Below are 20,501 nucleotides of genomic sequence, written 5' to 3' on the forward strand. Positions count from 1 at the left end.
GCCGGGCGCAGGTCAATCAACGCACTGGTGGCGCGTATTGAATGCCGCCGTTGGTCCACAGAGCGTTCATGCCACGGTCGATTTCCAGAGGAGTGGTTTTACCCAGGTTCTTCTCGAAGATTTCGCCGTAGTTACCGACTTGCGAAACGACCTTGACGACCCAGTCCTTCGGCAGTTTCAACTGAGGACCGTATTCGCCGTCAGCACCCAGCAGGCGAGCAACGTCAGGGTTCTTGGTCGATTTGGCTTCGGCTTCGACGTTCTTGGAGGTCACGCCTGCTTCTTCAGTGTTCAGCAGTGCGTAGCCAACCCAGCGAACGATCTCGGTCCACTCTTCGTCGCCGCGGCGAACCACAGGGGCCAGAGGTTCCTTGGAGATGGTTTCAGGCAGAACGACGTAGTCTTTCGGAGAAGCCAGCTTGGAGCGTTGTGCGTACAGCTGCGATTTGTCGGAGGTCAGCACGTCGCAACGACCGGATTCCAGCGACTTGGCGCTTTCGTCGGAGGTGTCGAAGGTGATCGGGGTGTATTTCAAGCCGTTGGAACGGAAGTAGTCCGACACGTTCAGCTCGGTAGTGGTACCGGCTTGAATACAGATGGTCGCACCGTCCAGCTCCTTCGCGCTCTTCACGCCCAGCTTGCTGTTGGCCAGGAAGCCAACGCCGTCGTAGTAGGTCACGAAGCCTGGGAATACCAGACCCATGCTCGCATCGCGGGAGCTGGTCCAGGTGGTGTTACGGGACAGGATGTCGATCTCGCCGGATTGCAGCGCGGTGAAACGCTCTTTGGCGTTCAATTGGCTGAATTTGACTTTCTTGGCATCGCCAAACACGGCAGCAGCTACAGCACGGCAAACGTCGGCGTCGATACCAACGATGGTGCCACTCTTGTCAGGCACCGAGAAACCCGGCAGACCATCGCTCACGCCGCACTGAATGAAGCCTTTCTTTTGAATGGCGTCCAGTGTCGCACCCGCCTGAGCGAAACTGCTGACACCAAGTGCTGCTGCGGCGGCCACTACAGCCAGGGTGGATTTCAACATCTTCATTCAAACCTCCAGTTTGCCCTTTGTTGTGTAGGAGCTTTAGCCCCGTCGCACCCTTGTGAGGCATTAATGACCCGTGCTGGCTTGTTTTTGGGTCATGCGACGTAAGACCCGGATCCGCTCATGCCACTGGCATCGTGCTCAGTGCTGGTCAGATTCGATGTGGTCAAACGGACTGAAGCCCCCTGATGTCCCGAAACCCGAGGGTTGCGGGCGAATCGTGCCGGGAATCCTGTTGATGGACTCCATGCTGCCCCGTCGTAACACTAGGCTGCACGAGGTATAGCCTAGTAGTGTTACCGCCCGAGGTGAGCGCCTTCACTCCAACGGTTTTATAGCAAAGCCCGTACCACCATGGTGGCAAAGTCAAATTAGCGACAGGTCAAGATCAAAACTTGTAACCTTGCGACATCTTCTGTCATTTATATTTCAGCCTGCGCACTGCCTTAAAGCATCGCGCCAGAGCCATCGCACACAAATGGAGCACGCATGAGCGAACCCCTGATTATCGAGCCTGAAAAACCCGCTGACGCCTGTGTTATCTGGCTGCACGGCCTGGGGGCCGATCGTTACGACTTCATGCCCGTGGCCGAAGCGTTGCAGCAGTCGCTGCTCACGACCCGCTTCGTGCTGCCTCAAGCGCCCACCCGCGCTGTTACCGTCAACGGCGGCTATGAAATGCCGAGCTGGTATGACATCAAGGCCATGAGTCCGGCCCGCGCCATCGACCGCGATCAACTGGAAGGCTCGGCCCAGCGCATTCTTTCCCTGATCGAACAGCAACGGGACAGCGGCATCGACCCGGCGCGGATTTTCCTCGCAGGCTTCTCGCAAGGCGGCGCCGTAGTGCTGCACACCGCATTTCTGCGCTGGGAAGGCCCGCTGGGCGGCGTGCTTGCGCTGTCTACCTACGCACCGACCTTCAGCGACGACATGAGCCTGTCGGCAAGCCAGCAGCGGATTCCGGTGTATTGCTTGCATGGGCATTACGATGAAGTGGTTCAAAACGCGATGGGCCGGACCGCCTACGAGCAATTGAAGGCTCAAGGCGTCACCGCAACATGGCAGGAATACCCAATGGGCCATGAAGTGTTACCGCAGGAAATCAACGATATAGGCGTCTGGCTCGCGGATCGGCTGCGCTGAAAGACTGAGTTTTCACTTTCTTTTGCCGTGCGGATTTGGTATGGCACTACGCCGCGCCGGGTTCTTGCTTTACACTGCCCGGCGTACACTCCTTAACCAATCGACGAGATGACCGTGCTCAAAGCACTTAAAAAAATGTTCGGCAAAAGCGAGGCTGAGCCGCTCGCGCCCGCAGCGCCCACCCCCGTATCCGCCGCGCCAATTCCGACTGAAGCCGCTTATCGGGAAACCGCGACACCCGTCACCCAGCCTGCGAAATCCGAAGCGCCTGCCGAGCCAGCCCGTTCACGCCAGAAGGCCGAACGACCACGCCGTGAACGCGCGCCCAAGCCCGTCGTCGAACCGTGGAAACTCGAAGACTTCGTGGTGGAGCCACAGGAAGGCAAGACCCGCTTCCATGACTTCCCCCTCGCCCCCGAACTGATGCATGCCATTCAGGATCTGGGCTTCCCGTACTGCACGCCGATTCAGGCGGGCGTGCTGGGCTTTACCCTCAAGGGCCAGGACGCTATCGGCCGGGCGCAAACCGGCACCGGCAAAACCGCCGCGTTCCTGGTGTCGATCATCACCCAGTTGATCCAGACGCCGCCGCCCAAAGAGCGCTATATGGGAGAACCCCGTGCACTGATCATCGCGCCGACCCGCGAATTGGTTGTACAGATCGCCAAGGACGCCGCCGCGCTGACCAAATACACCAGGCTGAACGTCATGACGTTCGTCGGTGGCATGGACTTCGACAAACAACTCAAGCAGCTTGAAGCCCGACATTGCGACATTCTGGTGGCCACTCCCGGCCGTCTGCTGGACTTCAACCAGCGCGGTGAAGTGCACCTGGACATGGTCGAAGTGATGGTACTGGACGAAGCCGATCGCATGCTGGACATGGGTTTCATCCCGCAGGTGCGTCAGATCATTCGCCAGACCCCACCGAAAAGCGAACGCCAGACCTTGCTGTTCTCCGCCACGTTCACTGACGACGTCATGAACCTGGCCAAGCAATGGACCACGAATCCGGCCATCGTCGAAATCGAAGCCGAAAACGTTGCCAGCGATAACGTTGAACAGCACGTCTATGCCGTGGCGGCAGCGGACAAGTACAAGCTGCTGTACAACCTGGTCAACGACAACGGCTGGGAGCGGGTGATGGTCTTCGCCAACCGCAAGGACGAAGTGCGGCGCATCGAAGAACGGCTGGTGCGTGATGGCGTGAATGCAGCGCAACTGTCAGGCGATGTCCCGCAGCACAAGCGCATCAAGACCCTGGAAGGCTTCCGCGAAGGCAAGATTCGCGTACTGGTGGCCACCGACGTCGCAGGACGCGGGATTCACATTGACGGCATCAGCCACGTGATCAACTTCACCCTGCCGGAAGTGCCGGACGACTACGTGCACCGCATTGGCCGAACCGGTCGGGCGGGCGCCGAAGGGGTGTCGATCAGTTTTGCCGGTGAAGACGACTCGTATCAGTTGCCCGCCATCGAGGAAAAACTCGGTCGCAAGATCAGCTGCGAAATGCCGCCGACGGAGTTGCTCCGAGCGGTGGTGCGTAAGCAGAAGGCTGCTCCGACAGCGGAATAGCGCGGGGCTAAACCTGTGGGAGCCGGCTTGCTGGCGAAGGCGTCATATCAGCCAATATTATTGCGACTGAAACGACGCATTCGCCAGCAAGCCGACTCCCACAAGGCGCGTGGTGCAACCCCAATGTGGGCTCAGACTTATTTCCAGCGCTGCGCCGCTTGGTGATCGCTGTCCCGCCCTTCCACCCAGCGCGGGCCTTCTGAGGTGTTCTCCTTCTTCCAGAACGGCGCGCGGGTTTTCAGGTAATCCATCACGAAATCACAGGCCTCGAACGCGGCCTGGCGATGAGCGCTCGCCACGCCGACGAACACGATCGGCTCTCCCGGCTCAAGCGCGCCCACGCGATGTAATACCTCGATTTTCAACAGCGGCCAGCGCTGCTGAGCCTCATCGGCGATCTTGGCCAGGGCTTTTTCGGTCATGCCCGGATAGTGTTCAAGAAACATCCCCGCCACTTCCCGACCATCGTTGAAATCCCGCACGTAACCGACAAAGCTGACCACTGCACCGACGCCAACATTGGCGTCATGCATCGCATTGACTTCAGCGCCCGGATCGAATGCTGTGGCCTGTACACGAATGGCCATGATCAACCTCCGGTCACGGTCGGAAAGAACGCCACCTCATCGCCCTGCTCGACCGGTTCGTTCAGCGAGCACAGTTCCTGATTGCGCGCGCACATGATGCTTTGCTCGCTCAAGACTTCCCACACCCCGCCGCGTTGCAGCAAATGCTGACGCACTGCGTCCACGGTCGTAAAAACACCTTCCAGGGTTTCGCTTTCAACGCCCAGGGTTTCACGAAAGCGGGCGAAGTATTGAACCTGAACATGAATACTCATCACGCCCCCACCGTTTCATCGGCCACGAAATGGCCACTTTTTCCGCCCAGCTTTTCCAACAAACGGACATGCTCGATGACCATGCCGCGATCCACCGCCTTGCACATGTCATAGATCGTTAATGCCGCAACACTGGCAGCGGTCAGCGCCTCCATTTCCACGCCGGTCTGGCCGGACAGCTTGCAGCGGGCGACGATATGAACGGTGTCGGCACCCTCAGCATTCAGCTCCACCTTGACGCTGGTGAGCATCAACGGGTGGCACAACGGAATCAGATCGCTGGTTTTCTTGGCCGCCTGAATACCCGCGATACGCGCCACAGCGAACACGTCCCCTTTGGGGTGGTCGCCATCGACGATCATTTGCAGAGTTTCGGGCAACATGCGCACGCGCGCTTCGGCCACGGCCTCACGGGATGTCACGGCTTTTTCAGTGACGTCGACCATGTTGGCGCGACCTTGTGAATCGAGATGAGTAAGCACGGGATGACTCCTGGACAGGAGCGGCAATTGTACACAATGAATGCAGTAGTGAGCGGACACCATAATCTGTAGCAGTCCGGTTTGCCGGCGGTGGCGGTTTCAAAGACGCTGACGTCGACAAGCCGGACTGCTACAGGTGTAAGCGAGAGGCGCCGAGAGATCGGCGCCTCTGACGGCCAAGCGTTACAAATGACTCTCCGCATACTCAGCCAGAATGGAGCGTGGCACCCCTTGCAGGGTGATGTGCACGCCGTTGGGGAAATCCTTGAAGCGCTCCGTCAGGTAGGTCAGACCGGAACTGGTGGCCGACAGGTAGGGGGTGTCGATCTGCGCCAGGTTCCCCAGGCAGACCACTTTGGAACCGGCGCCCGCACGGGTGATGATGGTTTTCATCTGGTGCGGAGTCAGGTTCTGGCATTCGTCGATCAGAATCAGGCTTTGCTGGAAACTACGACCTCGAATGTAGTTGAGGGATTTGAACTGCAACGGCACTTTGCTCAGGATGTAATCGACACTGCCATGGGTGTTTTCGTCATCCATGTGCAGCGCTTCCAGGTTATCGGTAATCGCCCCCAGCCACGGCTCCATTTTTTCCGCTTCGGTGCCTGGCAAGAAGCCGATTTCCTGATCAAGACCCTGCACACTGCGGGTCGCGATGATGCGACGATAACGCTTGCTGACCATGGTCTGCTCGATGGCAGCGGCCAGCGCCAGAATGGTCTTGCCCGAGCCTGCTGCGCCGGACAGGTTGACCAGGTGAATGTCCGGGTCCAGCAAGGCGAACAACGCCAGGCCCTGATAGATGTCACGAGGTTTCAGGCCCCAGGCCTCCTGGTGCAGCAGCGGCTCCTGGTGCATGTCCAGCAACACGATTTCATCGGCCTTGACGCCTTTGACCCAACCCACGAAACCTTGCTCATCGATGATGAACTCATTGATGTGCACAGCCGGAATCTGCTCGTTCATCTGCACTTTGTGCCAGGTGCGGCCATGATCCTGACGGGTATCGACTTTGCTCACACGGTCCCAAAAGGAGCCGGTCAAAGTGTGGTAGCCACGGGACAGCAAGGATACATCGTCGACCAGTTGGTCGGTGCTGTAGTCCTCCGCCGCAATCCCGCAGGCGCGCGCCTTGAGACGCATGTTGATGTCTTTGGTGACCAGAACGATGCGCATGTCCTTTTTGCGCGCATGCAGGTCGATCAACTGGTTGATGATGATGTTGTCGTTCAGGTGTTCAGGCAGAAGGCTGTTGGGCTCTTCACGCTTGCTCATCAGGATGGACAGGTAACCCTTGAAAACGCCTGTACCGCGATCGATCGGTACGCCTCGTTCGACCTCCTCCGGGGTCGCTTCGCCCAGTGTCTTGTCGATCAACCGAATCGCCTGACGGCATTCAGCGGCGACCGAGTGCTTGCCCGCCTTGAGCTTGTCCAGTTCTTCGAGGACAGTCATCGGGAGTGCAACGTGGTGTTCTTCGAAGTTCAGCAGTGCGTTTGGATCGTGAATCAATACATTGGTATCGAGCACATAGAGGATCGGCTGGTTAGAGGAAGGGGTGCGTCCGTGGTCATCCATACTCGCTCACCTTTGTAGTCGCCAGATAACGCAGTACACGATGTGCTGCTGCGCCTGAAGGCCGCCGAGGCTCTCACCTTAAGGCAGGTGAGAAATGCGCAAAGTGGGGTCTGGGTGACGCCACCTGTGTTGCAGGGTTCGGCGGTCTGTTGTCGTAATACCGCAAAACCGATGACATAAAAAAGCGTTTTGAGAGGATTTTGAAGTTTATTTCACAGCATGACGAATAGCCCTTGGCGGATCCCTCCCACGCGTTTACAGTCGGAAGTCCGGTCGACAGGAAATACCCGCAAAATTTCGACCGTTTCTCTCTCAATCCCCCCTAGTCCCCTTTATTTACGGGCTTTTCAGCCTGGTCATCGGCGGCGGGCGCCTCATCCTCCGGCTGTTCATCTGCGGGCTCATCCGCATCTTCGTCGTCTGGCTCATCCTGATCAGCCTCATCCGACAACTGCTGTGGATAAATATGACAGTCTTCCCACTGGATTCCGCTTTGGGCAGTGTTCGCCATCAGCCACGGCACGGCCTGCTGTGCCTTGTCGGTGCTGTCATGGAAAACGATGTTGCCACGACGCCAGAGCAACATCAGGGTCAACACGCGATGCGCCGCTTGCTCGGCGGTGATGCGCCCGGTGGCGTCTTGAGAATCGATGTTCCACAGTGACACACGCAATTCCTGCTCGCGGAAAAACGGCGCACTGTCGGCCCGACGATGGCCATAAGGGGGGCGAAACAACGGCACGAAGTTGTCCGGCAGCATCTGTTGCACCAGCGCGGCGCTGCGCCCGATGGAGTCCTGCCAGTCATTCCAGTGAGCATGAGAGCGGTATTCCCAGCCCTGCAAACCCACGCATTGTTGGCGATACAGCGTTTTCAGCGCTTCTGGCGTGCTGCCTTCCACGCGGCTCTGCAGATTCTTGCCAAGCACGAAAAAAGTAGCGTTGATCTTCTGCTGGCGCATGAAGTCGGCCAGCCAATCCGTTGCACCATCAGCGACGGTAGGACCGCTCTCGAAATTGAGCAGGAAGGTGCGATCCGGCATCTCTTCGCCGCTCAATTCATCCGAGTTGTAGCGCTCGATTTCACTGCTGGTTTGCGGAAACAGGGCCGCCATGCGCAGCAACTCATTCAGATAACGCTGGTTGAAGGCATCGGCAGGTGCCGCCCAGCGCGCATAAAAGGAGTCGTCTGCGATTTTGTATTCGCTCGCCCGCTGACGCAGCATCGGCACGTCATCCACCAGCACGCAAAATGACGCATCCGCTTCGCAGGAGCGCTCGGCGGCCTTCCAGTTTTCAAACAGACGGGTCCACAGCCGGGTGCGGATCAGGTTGATGGTCTGGATATTGATTTGTCGCAGTCCCAGCCGATCAGCGAGCTGGACATCACTCAGTCCTTCGCTTTCCAGCAGTTGATGGGCAAAGCTCATGATTTCGGCGCGAGAGGCCACGTCGAACAGTTGCGGGGTTTCCAGCACCTCCGGCCAGACACCGCGATCAATGGTCGCGATATCGCCGGTCGCGGCGTGAGCGTTGAAGCCCAGCAGACAGGCACCGATCAATAACAGCTTGCGCAAACGACGTGCTCCCAATCCTTGAATGAAGAGGCCGAAAAAGACCGGCGAGGCACTATAGCGGATTTACGCATGCCCAGCGGCAGGCCCCACTGTGGGAGTGAGCTTGCTCACGAATGCAGAGCAACCGTCACAACAACGGTGACTGAGACAACGCCATCGTGAGCAAGCTCACTCCCACAGGATCTGGTATGTACCCAAACATCACGCAGCCGTCGCTCTATCACCACCATAGCTGGAGTCAGCCACCCACAACCCCTAGAATCGCCCCCACGATTAAAGGAGACGACCGCATGCTGATGGTGATTTCCCCAGCCAAAACCCTCGATTTCGATACACCGCCGACCACCGAACGTTTTACCCAGCCGCAATACTTGGATCACTCTCAAGAGCTGATCACCCAATTGCGCGAACTGAGCCCGGCGCAGATCGGCGAACTGATGCACCTGTCCGACAAACTTTCCGGCCTCAATGCTGCGCGCTTCGGCAGTTGGACGCCCGCGTTCACCCCGGAAAACGCCAAACAGGCGCTGCTGGCCTTCAAGGGCGACGTGTACACCGGCCTGAACGCTGAAACCCTCAGCGAAAACGACCTGGACTACGCGCAGCAGCACCTGCGCATGCTGTCTGGTCTTTATGGCCTGTTGCGCCCGCTCGACCTGATGCAGCCTTATCGTCTGGAAATGGGCACCAAACTGGCCAACGCCCGCGGCAAAGACCTCTACGCGTTTTGGGGCAACCGTATCAGTGAATGGTTGAACGAAGCCCTGGCCGAGCAAGGCGACGACGTACTGCTGAACCTGGCATCAAATGAATACTTCTCGGCTGTCAAACGCCCAGCCCTCAAGGCCCGTGTCATCGACACCGAATTCCGCGACCAGAAGCACGGCCAGTACAAAATCATCAGCTTCTACGCCAAAAAGGCGCGGGGCATGATGAGCCGGTTCGTGATTTCCGAGCGCATCGACAACCCGGAGCACCTCAAGCAGTTCGCTGTGCAGGGTTATCGGTTCGCCAAAGAGCTGTCGAAGGCCGACAAGCTGGTGTTTTTGCGGGATGAAGTCGACGCGTGATCGCCCCCGAGAGGTGCATTCAAGCCCACTGAACGCACCTCTTGCTCTCTTTTTTTCTTTCTAATGTCACCCGGTCGACGCTACCGAGCGGACCTACTCGCCCTCAAAAATCCCCCCTTCACTCATCAGAATCACACCGCACTGAAGTTCCGTTTCGGCGATTTCGGCAGACGAACGGCGCAACTGACAAATGAATGACGCCAATAATTAGTCGACCAAAAAGTTCCGCGCTTTTTTCTCAAAAAATTAACAAGATTTTTGAGTGGTGGCACTTCACCTTTTTTCACTAGTGGCACAGTTACATGAACTAGCGCCAAACCCCTTAATACAAAGGGCAAAACGAAAAGTGCCATCATAGTGCAACCACTACGAAGATGAAGAATATTTCAAAAAATCTCAAAAAGAGGACAGGCGGCCAGGAACTTCTGGGGAAACCTCACGCTCCTACATCCCGTAACAATTCTCGTCCACCTTGTGAGACATCTCTTACAAGGAATAACGATAGATCTGGAAGTTACGCTTCAACGTAGTTAGGCCCCTCGGTCTGAGTGGTACGTGCAAGGAGAGAACGCACCAAACTAGTTGAGTTGAATGAGCAAGCACCAAACGGGTGCCTACAGCCACTGACGAGCAGGACAGCACTGAATCATGGCCACAAGCCTTGAGCCAGAGGCGCGGCAGCGACTCGCAACCACCCGCGGGAGTGTTATGCCATATCCCAGATCGGGAACGTATACAAATATGTATGGGTTACCCGACGCGTGTAACCGTTAATAAATATTAGAGCCCGCCTACGGAATCAGGCCGCTCACTTTTAAATTCTGCCTGTGCTTGTGTCACGACATTAATTGCCGTGCGGACGAGTGCGCGAAACATGTAAGAAAGTTCTTATATCCAGCCAACTAAATGGCGTAAAAATCGAGGAGATTACGATGCATATCAGCATCTTTGGTTTGGGCTATGTCGGTGCAGTATGTGCTGGTTGCCTCTCGGCGCGTGGTCATGACGTGGTCGGTGTGGATATCTCCAGCGCCAAGATCGATCTGATCAATCAGGGCAAGTCTCCCATCGTGGAGCCAGGTCTGGGGGAACTTCTGGAAAACGGTATCAAGACCGGCAAGCTGCGCGGTACCACAGACTTTTCCGAAGCGATTCGCGCCACTGATCTGTCGATGATCTGCGTGGGCACGCCAAGCAAGAAAAACGGCGACCTGGAGCTGGATTTCATCGAATCCGTCTGCCGCGAAATCGGCTTCGTGCTGCGAGAGAAGACCTCGCGCCACACCATCGTCGTGCGCAGCACCGTACTGCCAGGCACCGTCGCCAACGTCGTTATCCCGATTCTGGAAGATTGCTCGGGCAAGAAGGCCGGTGTTGATTTCGGCGTCGCGGTGAACCCTGAGTTCCTGCGCGAGAGTACCGCGATCAAGGACTACGACCATCCGCCGATGACCGTCATCGGGGAGTTCGACAAAACCTCCGGTGACGTTCTGCAATCGCTGTACGAAGAACTCGATGCACCGATCATCCGCAAGGACATCGCCGTCGCCGAGATGATCAAGTACACCTGCAACGTCTGGCACGCGACCAAGGTCACCTTCGCCAACGAAATCGGCAACATCGCCAAGGCGGTCGGCGTCGATGGCCGCGAAGTGATGGAAGTGGTCTGCCAGGACAAGGCCCTGAACCTGTCCCAGTACTACATGCGCCCAGGCTTCGCGTTTGGCGGTTCCTGCCTGCCGAAAGACGTTCGCGCCCTCACCTACCGCGCAAGCTCCCTGGATGTCGAAGCGCCGCTGCTCAACTCGCTTATGCGCAGCAACGTGTCCCAAGTGCAGAACGCATTCGACATCGTCGCCGCCGCCGACACCCGCAAGGTCGCGCTGCTGGGCCTGAGCTTCAAGGCGGGCACCGATGACCTGCGTGAAAGCCCGCTGGTGGAACTGGCCGAGATGCTGATCGGCAAAGGTTTCGACCTGAGCATCTACGACGCCAACGTCGAATACGCCCGCGTTCACGGTGCGAACAAAGACTACATCGAGTCGAAGATCCCGCACGTTTCCTCCCTGCTCAACTCGGATTTCGACGCGGTTGTCGACAACTCCGACGTGATCATCCTGGGCAACCGTGACGAGCGCTTCCGCACCTTGGCCAACAACGCGCCAGCCGGCAAAAAGGTCATCGATCTGGTGGGCTTCATGAAAGGCACCACGACCGAAGACGGCCAGACCGAAGGCATCTGCTGGTAACAGCAGCGGATGACAGCAGCTGCAAGCTGCACGTTTTAAGCGACACGTAAGAGCCTGCTCCAAGCCCCAAGTCCAACGCGTTCTGCCTGGACTTGCGGCTTGAAGCTTGCCGCTTGCAACTGATCTAGAGGTGCGAATTATGGACAGGCTGAAACACGGCTTTCTACAAGCCGCCGGTTGGCTGTTTTATTTATGTTTGCTGGCGGCCATCGCCATGGCCTTGCCTGCGTCGCTGTTCGACTCGCAGTCGAAAGACTTTATTTTCCTCGTCGGTCTCGTCGGTATCTGGCGTTACTCGATGGGCGCTACGCACTTTGTGCGCGGCATGATCTTTCTCTACTTCGTTTACCCGTACCTGCGTCGCAAGGTGCGCAAGCTGGGCAAGGCCGCGGACCCGTCCCACGTGTTCCTGATGGTCACCAGCTTCCGTATCGACGCACTGACCACCGCTCAGGTGTACAGCTCGGTGATCGAAGAAGCCATCGCCTGTGGCTACCCGACCACCGTTGTCTGTTCGCTGGTGGAAAGGTCCGACGAGTTGCTGGTCAAGGCGCTCTGGGCCAAATACAACCCGCCTGAGCACGTGACCCTGGACTTCGTGCGCATCGCCGGTACCGGCAAGCGCGACGGCTTGGCTTACGGTTTCCGTGCAATCTCCCGCCACATGCCTGATGACCGTGCCGTGGTGGCCGTGATCGACGGTGACACCGTTCTGGCTGAAGGTGTGGTGAAGAAAACCGTGCCGTGGTTTCAGCTCTTCGAAAACGTCGGCGGTCTGACCACCAACGAATTCTGCGAAGTGCGCGGCGGCTACATCATGAGTGAGTGGCACAAGCTGCGCTTCGCCCAGCGCCACATCAACATGTGTTCGATGGCTCTTTCCAAGCGCGTGTTGACCATGACCGGCCGCATGTCGGTATTTCGTGCCACCGTGGTCACCGACCCGGATTTCATTGCCGATGTGGAAAGCGATTCGCTGCACCACTGGCGTCTGGGCCGCTTCAAGTTCCTGACCGGCGATGACAAGTCCAGCTGGTTCAGTCTGATGCGTCTGGGTTACGACACCTTCTACGTGCCGGATGCCGCAATCAATACCGTCGAGCACCCGCCCGAAAAGAGCTTCCTCAAGGCCAGCCGCAAACTGATGTATCGCTGGTACGGCAACAACCTGCGCCAGAACTCTCGCGCACTGGGACTGGGCATTCGCCGCCTCGGCGTGTTCACCAGCATCGTGCTGTTCGACCAGCGCGTGTCGATGTGGACCTCGATCCTGGGCCTGACCGTCGCACTGCTGGCCAGCCTCAAGTACGGCATCCAGTTCCTGCTCGCTTACCTGCTGTGGATCGGTATCACCCGTCTGATCCTCACGCTGCTGCTGTCGTGCTCGGGGCACCGTATCGGCCCGGCCTATCCGATCATTCTCTATTACAACCAGATCGTCGGCGCACTCATGAAGATCTACGTGTTCTTCCGCCTCGACAAGCAGTCCTGGACCCGCCAGCCCACCGCCCTGAAGCGCGACCTGGCCAGTTTTCAACAATGGTTCAACACCTGGTCCTCGCGAACCATGACTTTCTCGGCGGGCAGCATCTTCGTTGCCGTGCTGCTGACGTTGGTATGAAAAGGCTGATGAGCTGCGCTCTGACAGCAGGTATGGATCAAATCGATTAATCAGGAAACTACACACCATGAACACAGCCGTGAATGCAAACGTCGTCCATGAATCCGAAGCCCAGCGCCAGCACGCCCGGATCAAGATCCCGGCAAAACTGCGCCTGCTCAACGGCCAGCCCAACGCCCCACTGGTGCGCATCGAAGACCTGTCAGCCGGTGGCCTGAGCTACATCGCCCCTGCCAGCCAGAAGCCCGCCGTGGGTGACGTGATCAAAGGCCGCATGCAGTTCCTGATCGACAACCTGGGCCTTGCCATGGACGTCGACTTGCTGGTCCGCGCCATCGATCCGTCCACTGGCCGCGTGGGTTGCCAGTTCCAGCACCTGGAAGCCCAGGACATCGCGACCCTGCGCCACCTGATCACGTCTCACCTGTCCGGCGAGATCGTCAGCATGGGCGAAGTGCTCGCCACCTTGCAGCGCGACAACTTCACCAAGGCGCGCAAGGTCAAGGACAGCGGCAGCGGTCTGAGCGCGTTCGGCCGCCTGCGTGCGGTGACGTTCAGCGCCGGCATTTTCGTCGTGGGTCTGGCCGCATTCGGTTTCGTCGCCAAATCGGTCTACAGCATGTACTTCGTCAGCCACTCCACCTCGGGTCTGGTGAGCGTGCCGACCATGGAAGTGACCATGCCGCGCGAAGGCACCATGACCAGCCTTGTCGCGCCAAACGGTGAAGTCGCCAAGGGTGCGCCACTGGCCACCTTCAACACCAGCATGCTGGATATGCTCAAAGGCAACCTGGACCCGGACGAAATGCAACCGGCGAAGATCGAAGAACTGTTCGGTCGCCAGTTGGCCGGAACCATGACCAGTCCGTGTGACTGCATCGTCAGCAAGCAATTGGTCGCCGACGGTCAATATGCGAGCAAAGGTCAGGTCATTTTTCAGATGGTGCCGCGTAACACCGCCGCCAATGTCGATGCCCGCTTCACCTATCGTCAGTTCAACGACGTTCAACCGGGCGCCCGCGTGAACTTCACAGTGGCCGGTGATGACACCACTCATACCGGCAAAATCGTCAGCGCCACGGCCTTGAGCCCGGCCGACCTCTCTTCCGACATTCGCGTGCAAATCAAGCCTGACGAATCCTTGAGCAGCAACCTCGCAGGCCTGCCGGTGGAAGTGGTCAGCGATCGTGGCCCTTCGCTGAACTGGTTCATCGACAAAGCCACTGCAGCAGGTCTCTGATCATGACGGGCCCTCTACGAAACGTCTCTGCCCCGGCAGTGTTGAACCTAGCCATCGCCGTTGGCATCGCCCTCGGGCTGAGCGGCTGCGGCCTCAACCTGCCCGACCAGCGCCTGGCCAACGAAGCGCTGCAACGAGGAGACACCAACCTCGCCGAGCAGAACTATCGCCAGTTGGCGGACATGGGTTACACCGACGCGCAAGTGGGTCTGGCAGACATTCAGGTTGGCACTCGCGACCCCGAGTTGATCAAACAGGCCGAAGCGACGTACCGCGCCGCCGCCGAAACATCGCCACGGGCGCAGTCCCGTCTGGGCAAACTGCTGGCGGTCAAACCCAACTCCACCGAGGCCGAGCAACGTGAAGCCGAGGGTTTGTTGAAGAAGGCATTCGCAAATGGTGAAGCCGGTACGCTGATCCCGCTGGCCATGCTCTACCTGCAATATCCGCACACGTTCCCCAACGTGAATGCACAGCAGAAGATCAACGAGTGGCGCGCTCAGGGTTACCCCGAAGCCGGTCTCGCCCAGGTGGTGCTGTATCGCACCCAAGGCACCTACGACCAGCATTTGGGCGAAGTCGAAAGCATCTGCAAACAGGCGCTGCGCGCCAATGACGTTTGCTACATGGAACTGGCGACGGTCTATCAAAAACGTGGTGAGGCCGACAAACAGGCGGCGCTGTTGAAGCAGATGGAAAGCGGCTACGCCAGTGGTAGCGTTCCGGCCATGCGCGTCGACACCGTTGCCCGTGTGCTGGCCGATTCGACCCTTGGCAAGCCGGATGAAAAAACCGCGCAGCAACTGCTGGAAAAGGTGGCTCCCGGTTACCCAGCGTCCTGGGTGAGCCTCGCGCAACTGCTCTACGACTACCCCGAACTGGGCGACGTCAACAAGATGATGGAGTACCTGGACAACGGCCGTGCCGCGGACCAACCCCGCGCCGAACTGCTGCTGGGCAAGCTGTATTACGAAGGCAAGCTGGTACTGCCTGACGCCAAGAAAGCCGAAGAGCACCTAAGCAAAGCTGCGCCGACGCAGATCTCCGCGCACTACTACCTGGGCCAGTTGTATCGCCGTGGCTACCTCGGCAATCCCGACCCGCAACGCGCGGTCAACGAGCTGCTGACCTCCGCACGTGGCGGCCAGAACAGCGCCGACTTCGCCCTCGCGCAGTTGTTCTCGCAGGGCAAGGGCATCAAGCCCGATCCGGTCAACGCCTGGGTCTTCGGCACGCTTGCTCAGGCGCAAGGCACGCCGCAAGCAGCAGACCTGATGCAACAACTCAACGATCAATTGCCGCCTGAGAAACGCGCCGAGGCCCAGAGCCTCCTGCAACGCGAACAGCAGGTTCGGGGCACCACTGCGCAAAACGCGCTGGCCCTGCAAACCCTGCAAGAAGAAAAAGACGGCGAGGACGCACCTCTATGAAGCTTACGTTGAATCCTTTGGTGGCAGCCGGGCTGGGCCTGGGCTTCACCTTGATGTGGGCCACGCCGACCCTGGCTGCCTTGACCGACACCCCGAACAATTTCGGTATCGAAGTGAAGGTCACCGGCCAGATGGAAGACGACCGTGACCTGGGCACCCGTGGTGGTGGCGACGTCAACGGTATCGGTCTGGATCTGCGCCCATGGGCCTATGGCCAATGGGGCGACTGGAGCGGTTATGCGATGGGCCAGGTGGTCACCGCCACCGACACCATCCAGACCGACCCGCTGGATCAGCAAGTCACTGACGCCAACGGCCAGAGCGCCCAGCGTGCGCGCAAGACCTCGAGCAGCCGCGAAGTGGACGACAGCTATGCCGCCCTGCGCGAATTCTGGATCGGCTACAGCGGTTTCACGCCCTACCCTGGCGAGATCCTGAAATTCGGTCGCCAGCGCCTGCGCAACGACGACGGCCAGTGGCATGACACCAACATCGAAGCCCTCAACTGGACCTTCGACACCACGCTGCTCAAAGCCGAAGTCGGCGCCGCGCAACGCTTCAGCGAATACCGCACCGACCTCACCGAACTGTCGGCCCAGGACAAGGACCGCATGCACGTCTTCGGTGACGTGGCGTACCAGTGGACACCGGGCCAGTGGGCTGGCATCCGCGCTCACCACAGCCACGACGGCGGCAGCCTGAAACACGAAGGCGAGTCCATCGACGATCTGGACAAAACCAGCCGCGGCGACCTGACCTGGCTCGGCCTTCAGGCCAACAGTGATGCGTACAACTACCGCAACCTGAACAACATCAACTACTGGGGCAGCGTGACCTGGCTGACGGGTAACCGCGATCAGATCGGAAGCACCTACGATGCCACCACCGACCAGTACCTGGCCGGCCAGAAAGACAGCAGTCACGTCAACGGCTGGGCAACTGATCTGGGCCTGCGCTTCCGTCTCGATCCGCAATGGCAAGTGGGCGGCGCTTATTCCCGCGCCAGCAAGAACTACGAGCAGAACGGCCTTGAGAGCAACCGCTCGAACTGGACCGGCACTCGCTCGCGCGTGCATCGCTTCGGTGAAGCCTTCCAGGGCGAAATGGCCAACGTGGAGTCCGGCTCGCTGTTCGCCTCCTGGCAGTTGCAGGACGAGTACGACGCCTCGCTGATCTACCACAAGTTCCGCCGCGTGGACGGTCATGCGGGCATCGGCGGCGCGGGCATCAACCCGGCCAGCGAAAGCGTCGACGCCGATGGCGTTTCGACCTTCACGTCGCTGCCGCTGGAAGACGGCAACAAGGATCTGGGTCAGGAGATGGACCTGGTCGTCACCAAGTATTTCAAGCAAGGCCTGTTGCCCGCGTCGGTCAGTCAGTCCTTTGACGAGCCGTCGGCTTTGATTCGTCTGCGTGCGGGCGTGTTCAAGCCCGGGGATGCGTATGGCAGCGGTGTGGACAACTACATGCACCGCGCCATCGTCGACGTCATCTGGCGCTTCTGATGCAAGCCGCGATAGGAGTGCAATGACATGAACAGCCAAACGATGAGTTTGAGTTTGCGCCACCGGGCCTGGTCCCACGCCCTGTTGGACAGTGCCGCGCTGAGGAGTGCGGTGCTCGGTGGCGTCCTGCTGCTGTCCGGAACGTCGGCGATGGCCAACACCACACCGGTCACCAAAGCAACGCCTGCTGCTGCGCAGACATCCGCCGACACCGGCACGGTCAAGGACTTGCATGAGGCCAAGACCTACACCATCACCAGCCCGCCGGTTGAGCCGCTGTTGATGGACAAACCGAAACTGCCAGACCTGTCGGGCTACACCCAGCAGGCGATGCAGAAGAAGATCGTGCGCAGCAAGGTCGCCAAGGTATCGATCCGCCGCATGATGCAGGAAGACTCGCTGAAGGAATTCATCGGTGGCGACAACAAGATGGCCGAATGGGTGGCCCGTCAACACGGTATCCCGCAGGCGATCTTCGTTGACGACGGCTACATGAACCTGCAGGACCTGGCGAAGAAAGTGCCCAAGCAGTACCTGAGCGAAACCTCGCCAGGCGTGTTTCTGGCGCGCCTGCCGATTGTGGTCGGGCAGAAAGGCATCTTCGAAGTCGACAAGAAAACCACCGAGCTGCGCCTGTCGCAGGAAGCTGGTGCTTTCCTGATCAACGACAACCAGTTATTCGTGCAGGACACCAAGCTGACCGGCTGGAGCGAGAAAGCCAACGGCCCGTCGACATTCAAGGCGCCGAAGGAATTCCGCCCGTTCCTGCTGTCTTGGGGCGGCACCCAGACCTACATGTACAACACCAAGGTCGCGAGCCTGGGTTACAACAACAGCAAGTCGTACGGCATCAGTATTTCCCAGTACACGCCGAACATGAAGGCACAGATGAACCGCCCGGACCCGACCGGCTGGATCGTCAATTCCGAGTTCTCGGACATGTGGTACGGCTACTACTGCTATGAGACCCGGGACTTCGTGGTCAAGGGCAACACCTACCGCGACAACATCATCTACGGCATCGACCCGCATGACCGTTCCCACGGCCTGATCATTGCCGAGAACACCGTGTACGGGACCAAGAAGAAGCACGGGATCATCATTTCCCGTGAGGTGAACGACAGCTTCATCATCAACAACAAGAGCTACGAAAACCACCTGTCCGGCATCGTGCTGGACCGTAACAGCGTGAACAACCTGGTGGCCTACAACCAGATCTACCGCAACCACACCGACGGCATCACGCTGTACGAGAGCGCCGACAACCTGCTGTGGGGCAACCGGGTATTCGCCAACAAACGCCACGGCATCCGCGTTCGCAACAGCACCAACATCAAGCTGTACGAGAACCTGGCCATCGGCAACGGTCTGATGGGCGTGTACGGCCACATCAAGGATCTGACTGACACCGACCGCGACATCAAGCTCGACCCGTTCGACGCCGAGGTGTCGCTGATCATGGTCGGTGGCGAACTGACCTCCAACGGCTCAGGCCCGCTGTCCATCGATTCGCCGCTCAGCGTCGAGCTCTACAAGGTGTCGATGCTCGCGCCGACCAAGAGCAGCGGAATCAGCTTCAACGGCGTGCTCGGTGATCGTCAGGACGAAATCCTTGATCTGCTGGTGCGCCAACAAAAAGCCGTGTTGATCGACCCGGTCGAAAGCCAGAAACAACTCCGGGACTGAGGAAGCCAAATTCATGCACGCACACTTGATCAAATTGCTGACCCTCTCGGGACTCGCCGCCGCTCTGTTCGCGGCCAGCAACACGGCATCTGCCGCCGACGCCGCAGCACCGAGCTTCACCGCAGAACCTTGCTGCAGCCTGTGCCCGGAAGCCCATGACGCGAAGAACTACGTCACGCGCTACCAACAGAACTTCACCACACTGGTGCAGGCTCAGGGTGATTGGCTGTTCCGGACTCGCGAAGACCTGCGTACCGAGTTCGACACTACGCCCGAGGGCTACCGTCGCATGCAGCAACTGCACGATGCCTTCAAGAGCAAGGGCGTCGAACTGGTTATCGTCTATCAGCCGACCCGTGGTCTGGTGGACCGCAACAAGTTGTTCCCGGCGGACCGCGACAAGTTCGACTACAACACGGCCCTGCGCAACTACCAGGCCATGCTCGGTCGTTTCGCGAAAATGGGCTACACCGTGCCAGACCTGTCGCCGCTGACCAACGAGCAACAGGCTCATGATTTCTATTTCCGTGGGGACCAGCACTGGACGCCCTACGGTGCTCAGCGCACGGCGAAAATCGTTGCGGAGTCGGTGAAGAAAATGCCGGCCTTCGCGGACATTCCCAAACGTGAATTCGAGACCCATCTGTCAGGCCGCATGGGCAAGAAGGGCACTCTGCACAACATGGCCGGTCAGTTGTGTGGCACCAGCTACGCCATCCAGTACATGGATCAGTTCGAGACGGAACCCAAGGGCGAAGCGGCCGACGGCGACCTGTTCGGTGACTCCGGCAACCCGGAAATCACCCTGGTCGGTACCAGCCACAGCGGCAAGAACTACAACTTCGCCGGCTTTCTACAGGAATACATCGGTGCTGACGTGCTGAACGTCGCCTTTCCCGGCGGCGGCCTTGAAGGATCAATGCTCCAGTACCTGGGCAGCGACGACTTCCAGAAGCATCCGCCGAAGATTCTCATCTGGGAATTCTCGCCGCTGTATCGCCTGGACCAGGAGACCATCTACCGCCAGATGATGTCGTTGCTGGATAACGGCTGCGAAGCAAAACCGGCGCTGATGAGTACCAAAACCTCACTGAAACCTGGCATCAACGAACTGTTGGTCAACGGCAAAAACGGCATCAAGGACGTGCGCAACGGCAGTAATCAGATCGACATCAAGTTCGCCGACACCTCGGTGAAAACCCTTCAGGCGCGCCTCTGGTACATGAACGGCCGCCACGAAGACCTGAAGATCGAGAAACCTGAAACATCTGAAACCGACGGGCGCTTCTCCTTCGAACTGCGCAACGACGGCGACTGGGCAGACCTGCAACTGCTCGCGCTGGAAATTCAGGGTCCTGAAGCCGGGACCCCGCCGCAGGAAGTCGAAGCGAAAGTATGCAAACGCAACGTGTTCCCGAATGTCGCGCATCAAACCGCGCAAGCCGGGTTATGAG

15 protein-coding genes and 1 pseudogene are annotated in these 20,501 nt (G+C 58.8%); 10 read left to right on the top strand and 6 right to left on the bottom strand.

Features of this window, described 5'->3' with window-relative positions:
* Positions 1-16 precede the first annotated feature (16 nt).
* On the bottom strand, positions 17-1,048 hold the full coding sequence (locus tag ACI5GA_RS11785; protein ID WP_404633735.1) for an amino acid ABC transporter substrate-binding protein: 1,032 nt from the start codon (positions 1,046-1,048) through the stop codon (positions 17-19).
* A 486-nt stretch (positions 1,049-1,534) separates the two neighbouring features.
* On the opposite strand from ACI5GA_RS11785, the gene ACI5GA_RS11790 reads away from it, so the two are divergent.
* Both ACI5GA_RS11790 and rhlB read left to right on the top strand, forming a co-directional pair.
* A complete protein-coding gene (locus tag ACI5GA_RS11790) occupies positions 1,535-2,191 on the top strand; it encodes an alpha/beta hydrolase (RefSeq protein ID WP_404633737.1) in 657 nt (218 codons plus the stop codon).
* 108 nt (positions 2,192-2,299) lie between these two features.
* On the top strand, positions 2,300-3,769 hold the full coding sequence (rhlB, locus tag ACI5GA_RS11795; RefSeq protein ID WP_421422840.1) for an ATP-dependent RNA helicase RhlB: 1,470 nt from the start codon (positions 2,300-2,302) through the stop codon (positions 3,767-3,769).
* 137 nt (positions 3,770-3,906) lie between these two features.
* On the opposite strand, the gene moaE is transcribed toward rhlB, so the two are convergent.
* From moaE to ACI5GA_RS11820, 5 genes and pseudogenes are all read right to left on the bottom strand, one after another.
* Positions 3,907-4,356, bottom strand: coding sequence for a molybdopterin synthase catalytic subunit MoaE (moaE, locus tag ACI5GA_RS11800; RefSeq protein ID WP_404633741.1), 450 nt, complete (start codon positions 4,354-4,356; stop codon positions 3,907-3,909).
* Between the two features lie 2 nt (positions 4,357-4,358).
* On the bottom strand, positions 4,359-4,604 hold the full coding sequence (locus ACI5GA_RS11805) for a MoaD/ThiS family protein (protein ID WP_404634343.1): 246 nt from the start codon (positions 4,602-4,604) through the stop codon (positions 4,359-4,361).
* Between the two features lie 5 nt (positions 4,605-4,609).
* The gene (gene moaC, locus ACI5GA_RS11810) at positions 4,610-5,092 is read right to left on the bottom strand and encodes a cyclic pyranopterin monophosphate synthase MoaC (RefSeq protein ID WP_421422841.1); all 483 of its coding nucleotides are present in this window, start codon (positions 5,090-5,092) and stop codon (positions 4,610-4,612) included.
* 183 nt (positions 5,093-5,275) lie between these two features.
* Positions 5,276-6,670, bottom strand: coding sequence for a PhoH family protein (locus tag ACI5GA_RS11815; RefSeq protein ID WP_404633745.1), 1,395 nt, complete (start codon positions 6,668-6,670; stop codon positions 5,276-5,278).
* A gap of 469 nt (positions 6,671-7,139) precedes the next feature.
* A pseudogene (locus ACI5GA_RS11820) lies at positions 7,140-8,246 on the bottom strand (polysaccharide deacetylase family protein); the annotation flags it as partial.
* Positions 8,247-8,536: 290 nt separating this feature from the next.
* Between ACI5GA_RS11820 and yaaA the strand changes: the two are divergent.
* From yaaA to ACI5GA_RS11860, 8 genes are all read left to right on the top strand, one after another.
* Complete coding sequence (yaaA, locus tag ACI5GA_RS11825; RefSeq protein WP_404633747.1) at positions 8,537-9,316, top strand: peroxide stress protein YaaA; 780 nt, start codon at positions 8,537-8,539, stop codon at positions 9,314-9,316.
* A 932-nt stretch (positions 9,317-10,248) separates the two neighbouring features.
* Positions 10,249-11,565 (top strand): nucleotide sugar dehydrogenase, encoded by a 1,317-nt coding sequence (locus ACI5GA_RS11830; protein ID WP_404633749.1) that lies wholly within the window; start codon positions 10,249-10,251, stop codon positions 11,563-11,565.
* A gap of 139 nt (positions 11,566-11,704) precedes the next feature.
* Positions 11,705-13,186: a mannuronan synthase gene (gene alg8, locus ACI5GA_RS11835; protein ID WP_421422843.1), complete on the top strand. Its 1,482-nt coding sequence runs from the start codon at positions 11,705-11,707 to the stop codon at positions 13,184-13,186.
* A gap of 67 nt (positions 13,187-13,253) precedes the next feature.
* Positions 13,254-14,426 (top strand): PilZ domain-containing protein, encoded by a 1,173-nt coding sequence (locus ACI5GA_RS11840; RefSeq protein WP_421422844.1) that lies wholly within the window; start codon positions 13,254-13,256, stop codon positions 14,424-14,426.
* A gap of 2 nt (positions 14,427-14,428) precedes the next feature.
* Complete coding sequence (gene algK, locus ACI5GA_RS11845) at positions 14,429-15,856, top strand: alginate biosynthesis TPR repeat lipoprotein AlgK (RefSeq protein ID WP_404633755.1); 1,428 nt, start codon at positions 14,429-14,431, stop codon at positions 15,854-15,856.
* Positions 15,853-17,361 carry an alginate export family protein gene (locus ACI5GA_RS11850; protein ID WP_421422845.1) on the top strand — a complete coding sequence of 503 codons (1,509 nt, stop codon included), beginning with the start codon at positions 15,853-15,855 and terminating at the stop codon, positions 17,359-17,361. The genes algK and ACI5GA_RS11850 overlap by 4 nt, the downstream gene beginning before the upstream one ends.
* A gap of 27 nt (positions 17,362-17,388) precedes the next feature.
* Positions 17,389-19,047 (top strand): mannuronan 5-epimerase AlgG, encoded by a 1,659-nt coding sequence (algG, locus tag ACI5GA_RS11855; protein WP_421422846.1) that lies wholly within the window; start codon positions 17,389-17,391, stop codon positions 19,045-19,047.
* A 13-nt stretch (positions 19,048-19,060) separates the two neighbouring features.
* A complete protein-coding gene (locus tag ACI5GA_RS11860; RefSeq protein ID WP_404633761.1) occupies positions 19,061-20,500 on the top strand; it encodes an alginate O-acetyltransferase in 1,440 nt (479 codons plus the stop codon).
* Position 20,501 lies beyond the last annotated feature (1 nt).

Source organism: Pseudomonas sp. Pseu.R1 (genome assembly GCF_045764065.1).
In the GTDB taxonomy this organism is placed as follows: Bacteria; Pseudomonadota; Gammaproteobacteria; order Pseudomonadales; family Pseudomonadaceae; genus Aquipseudomonas.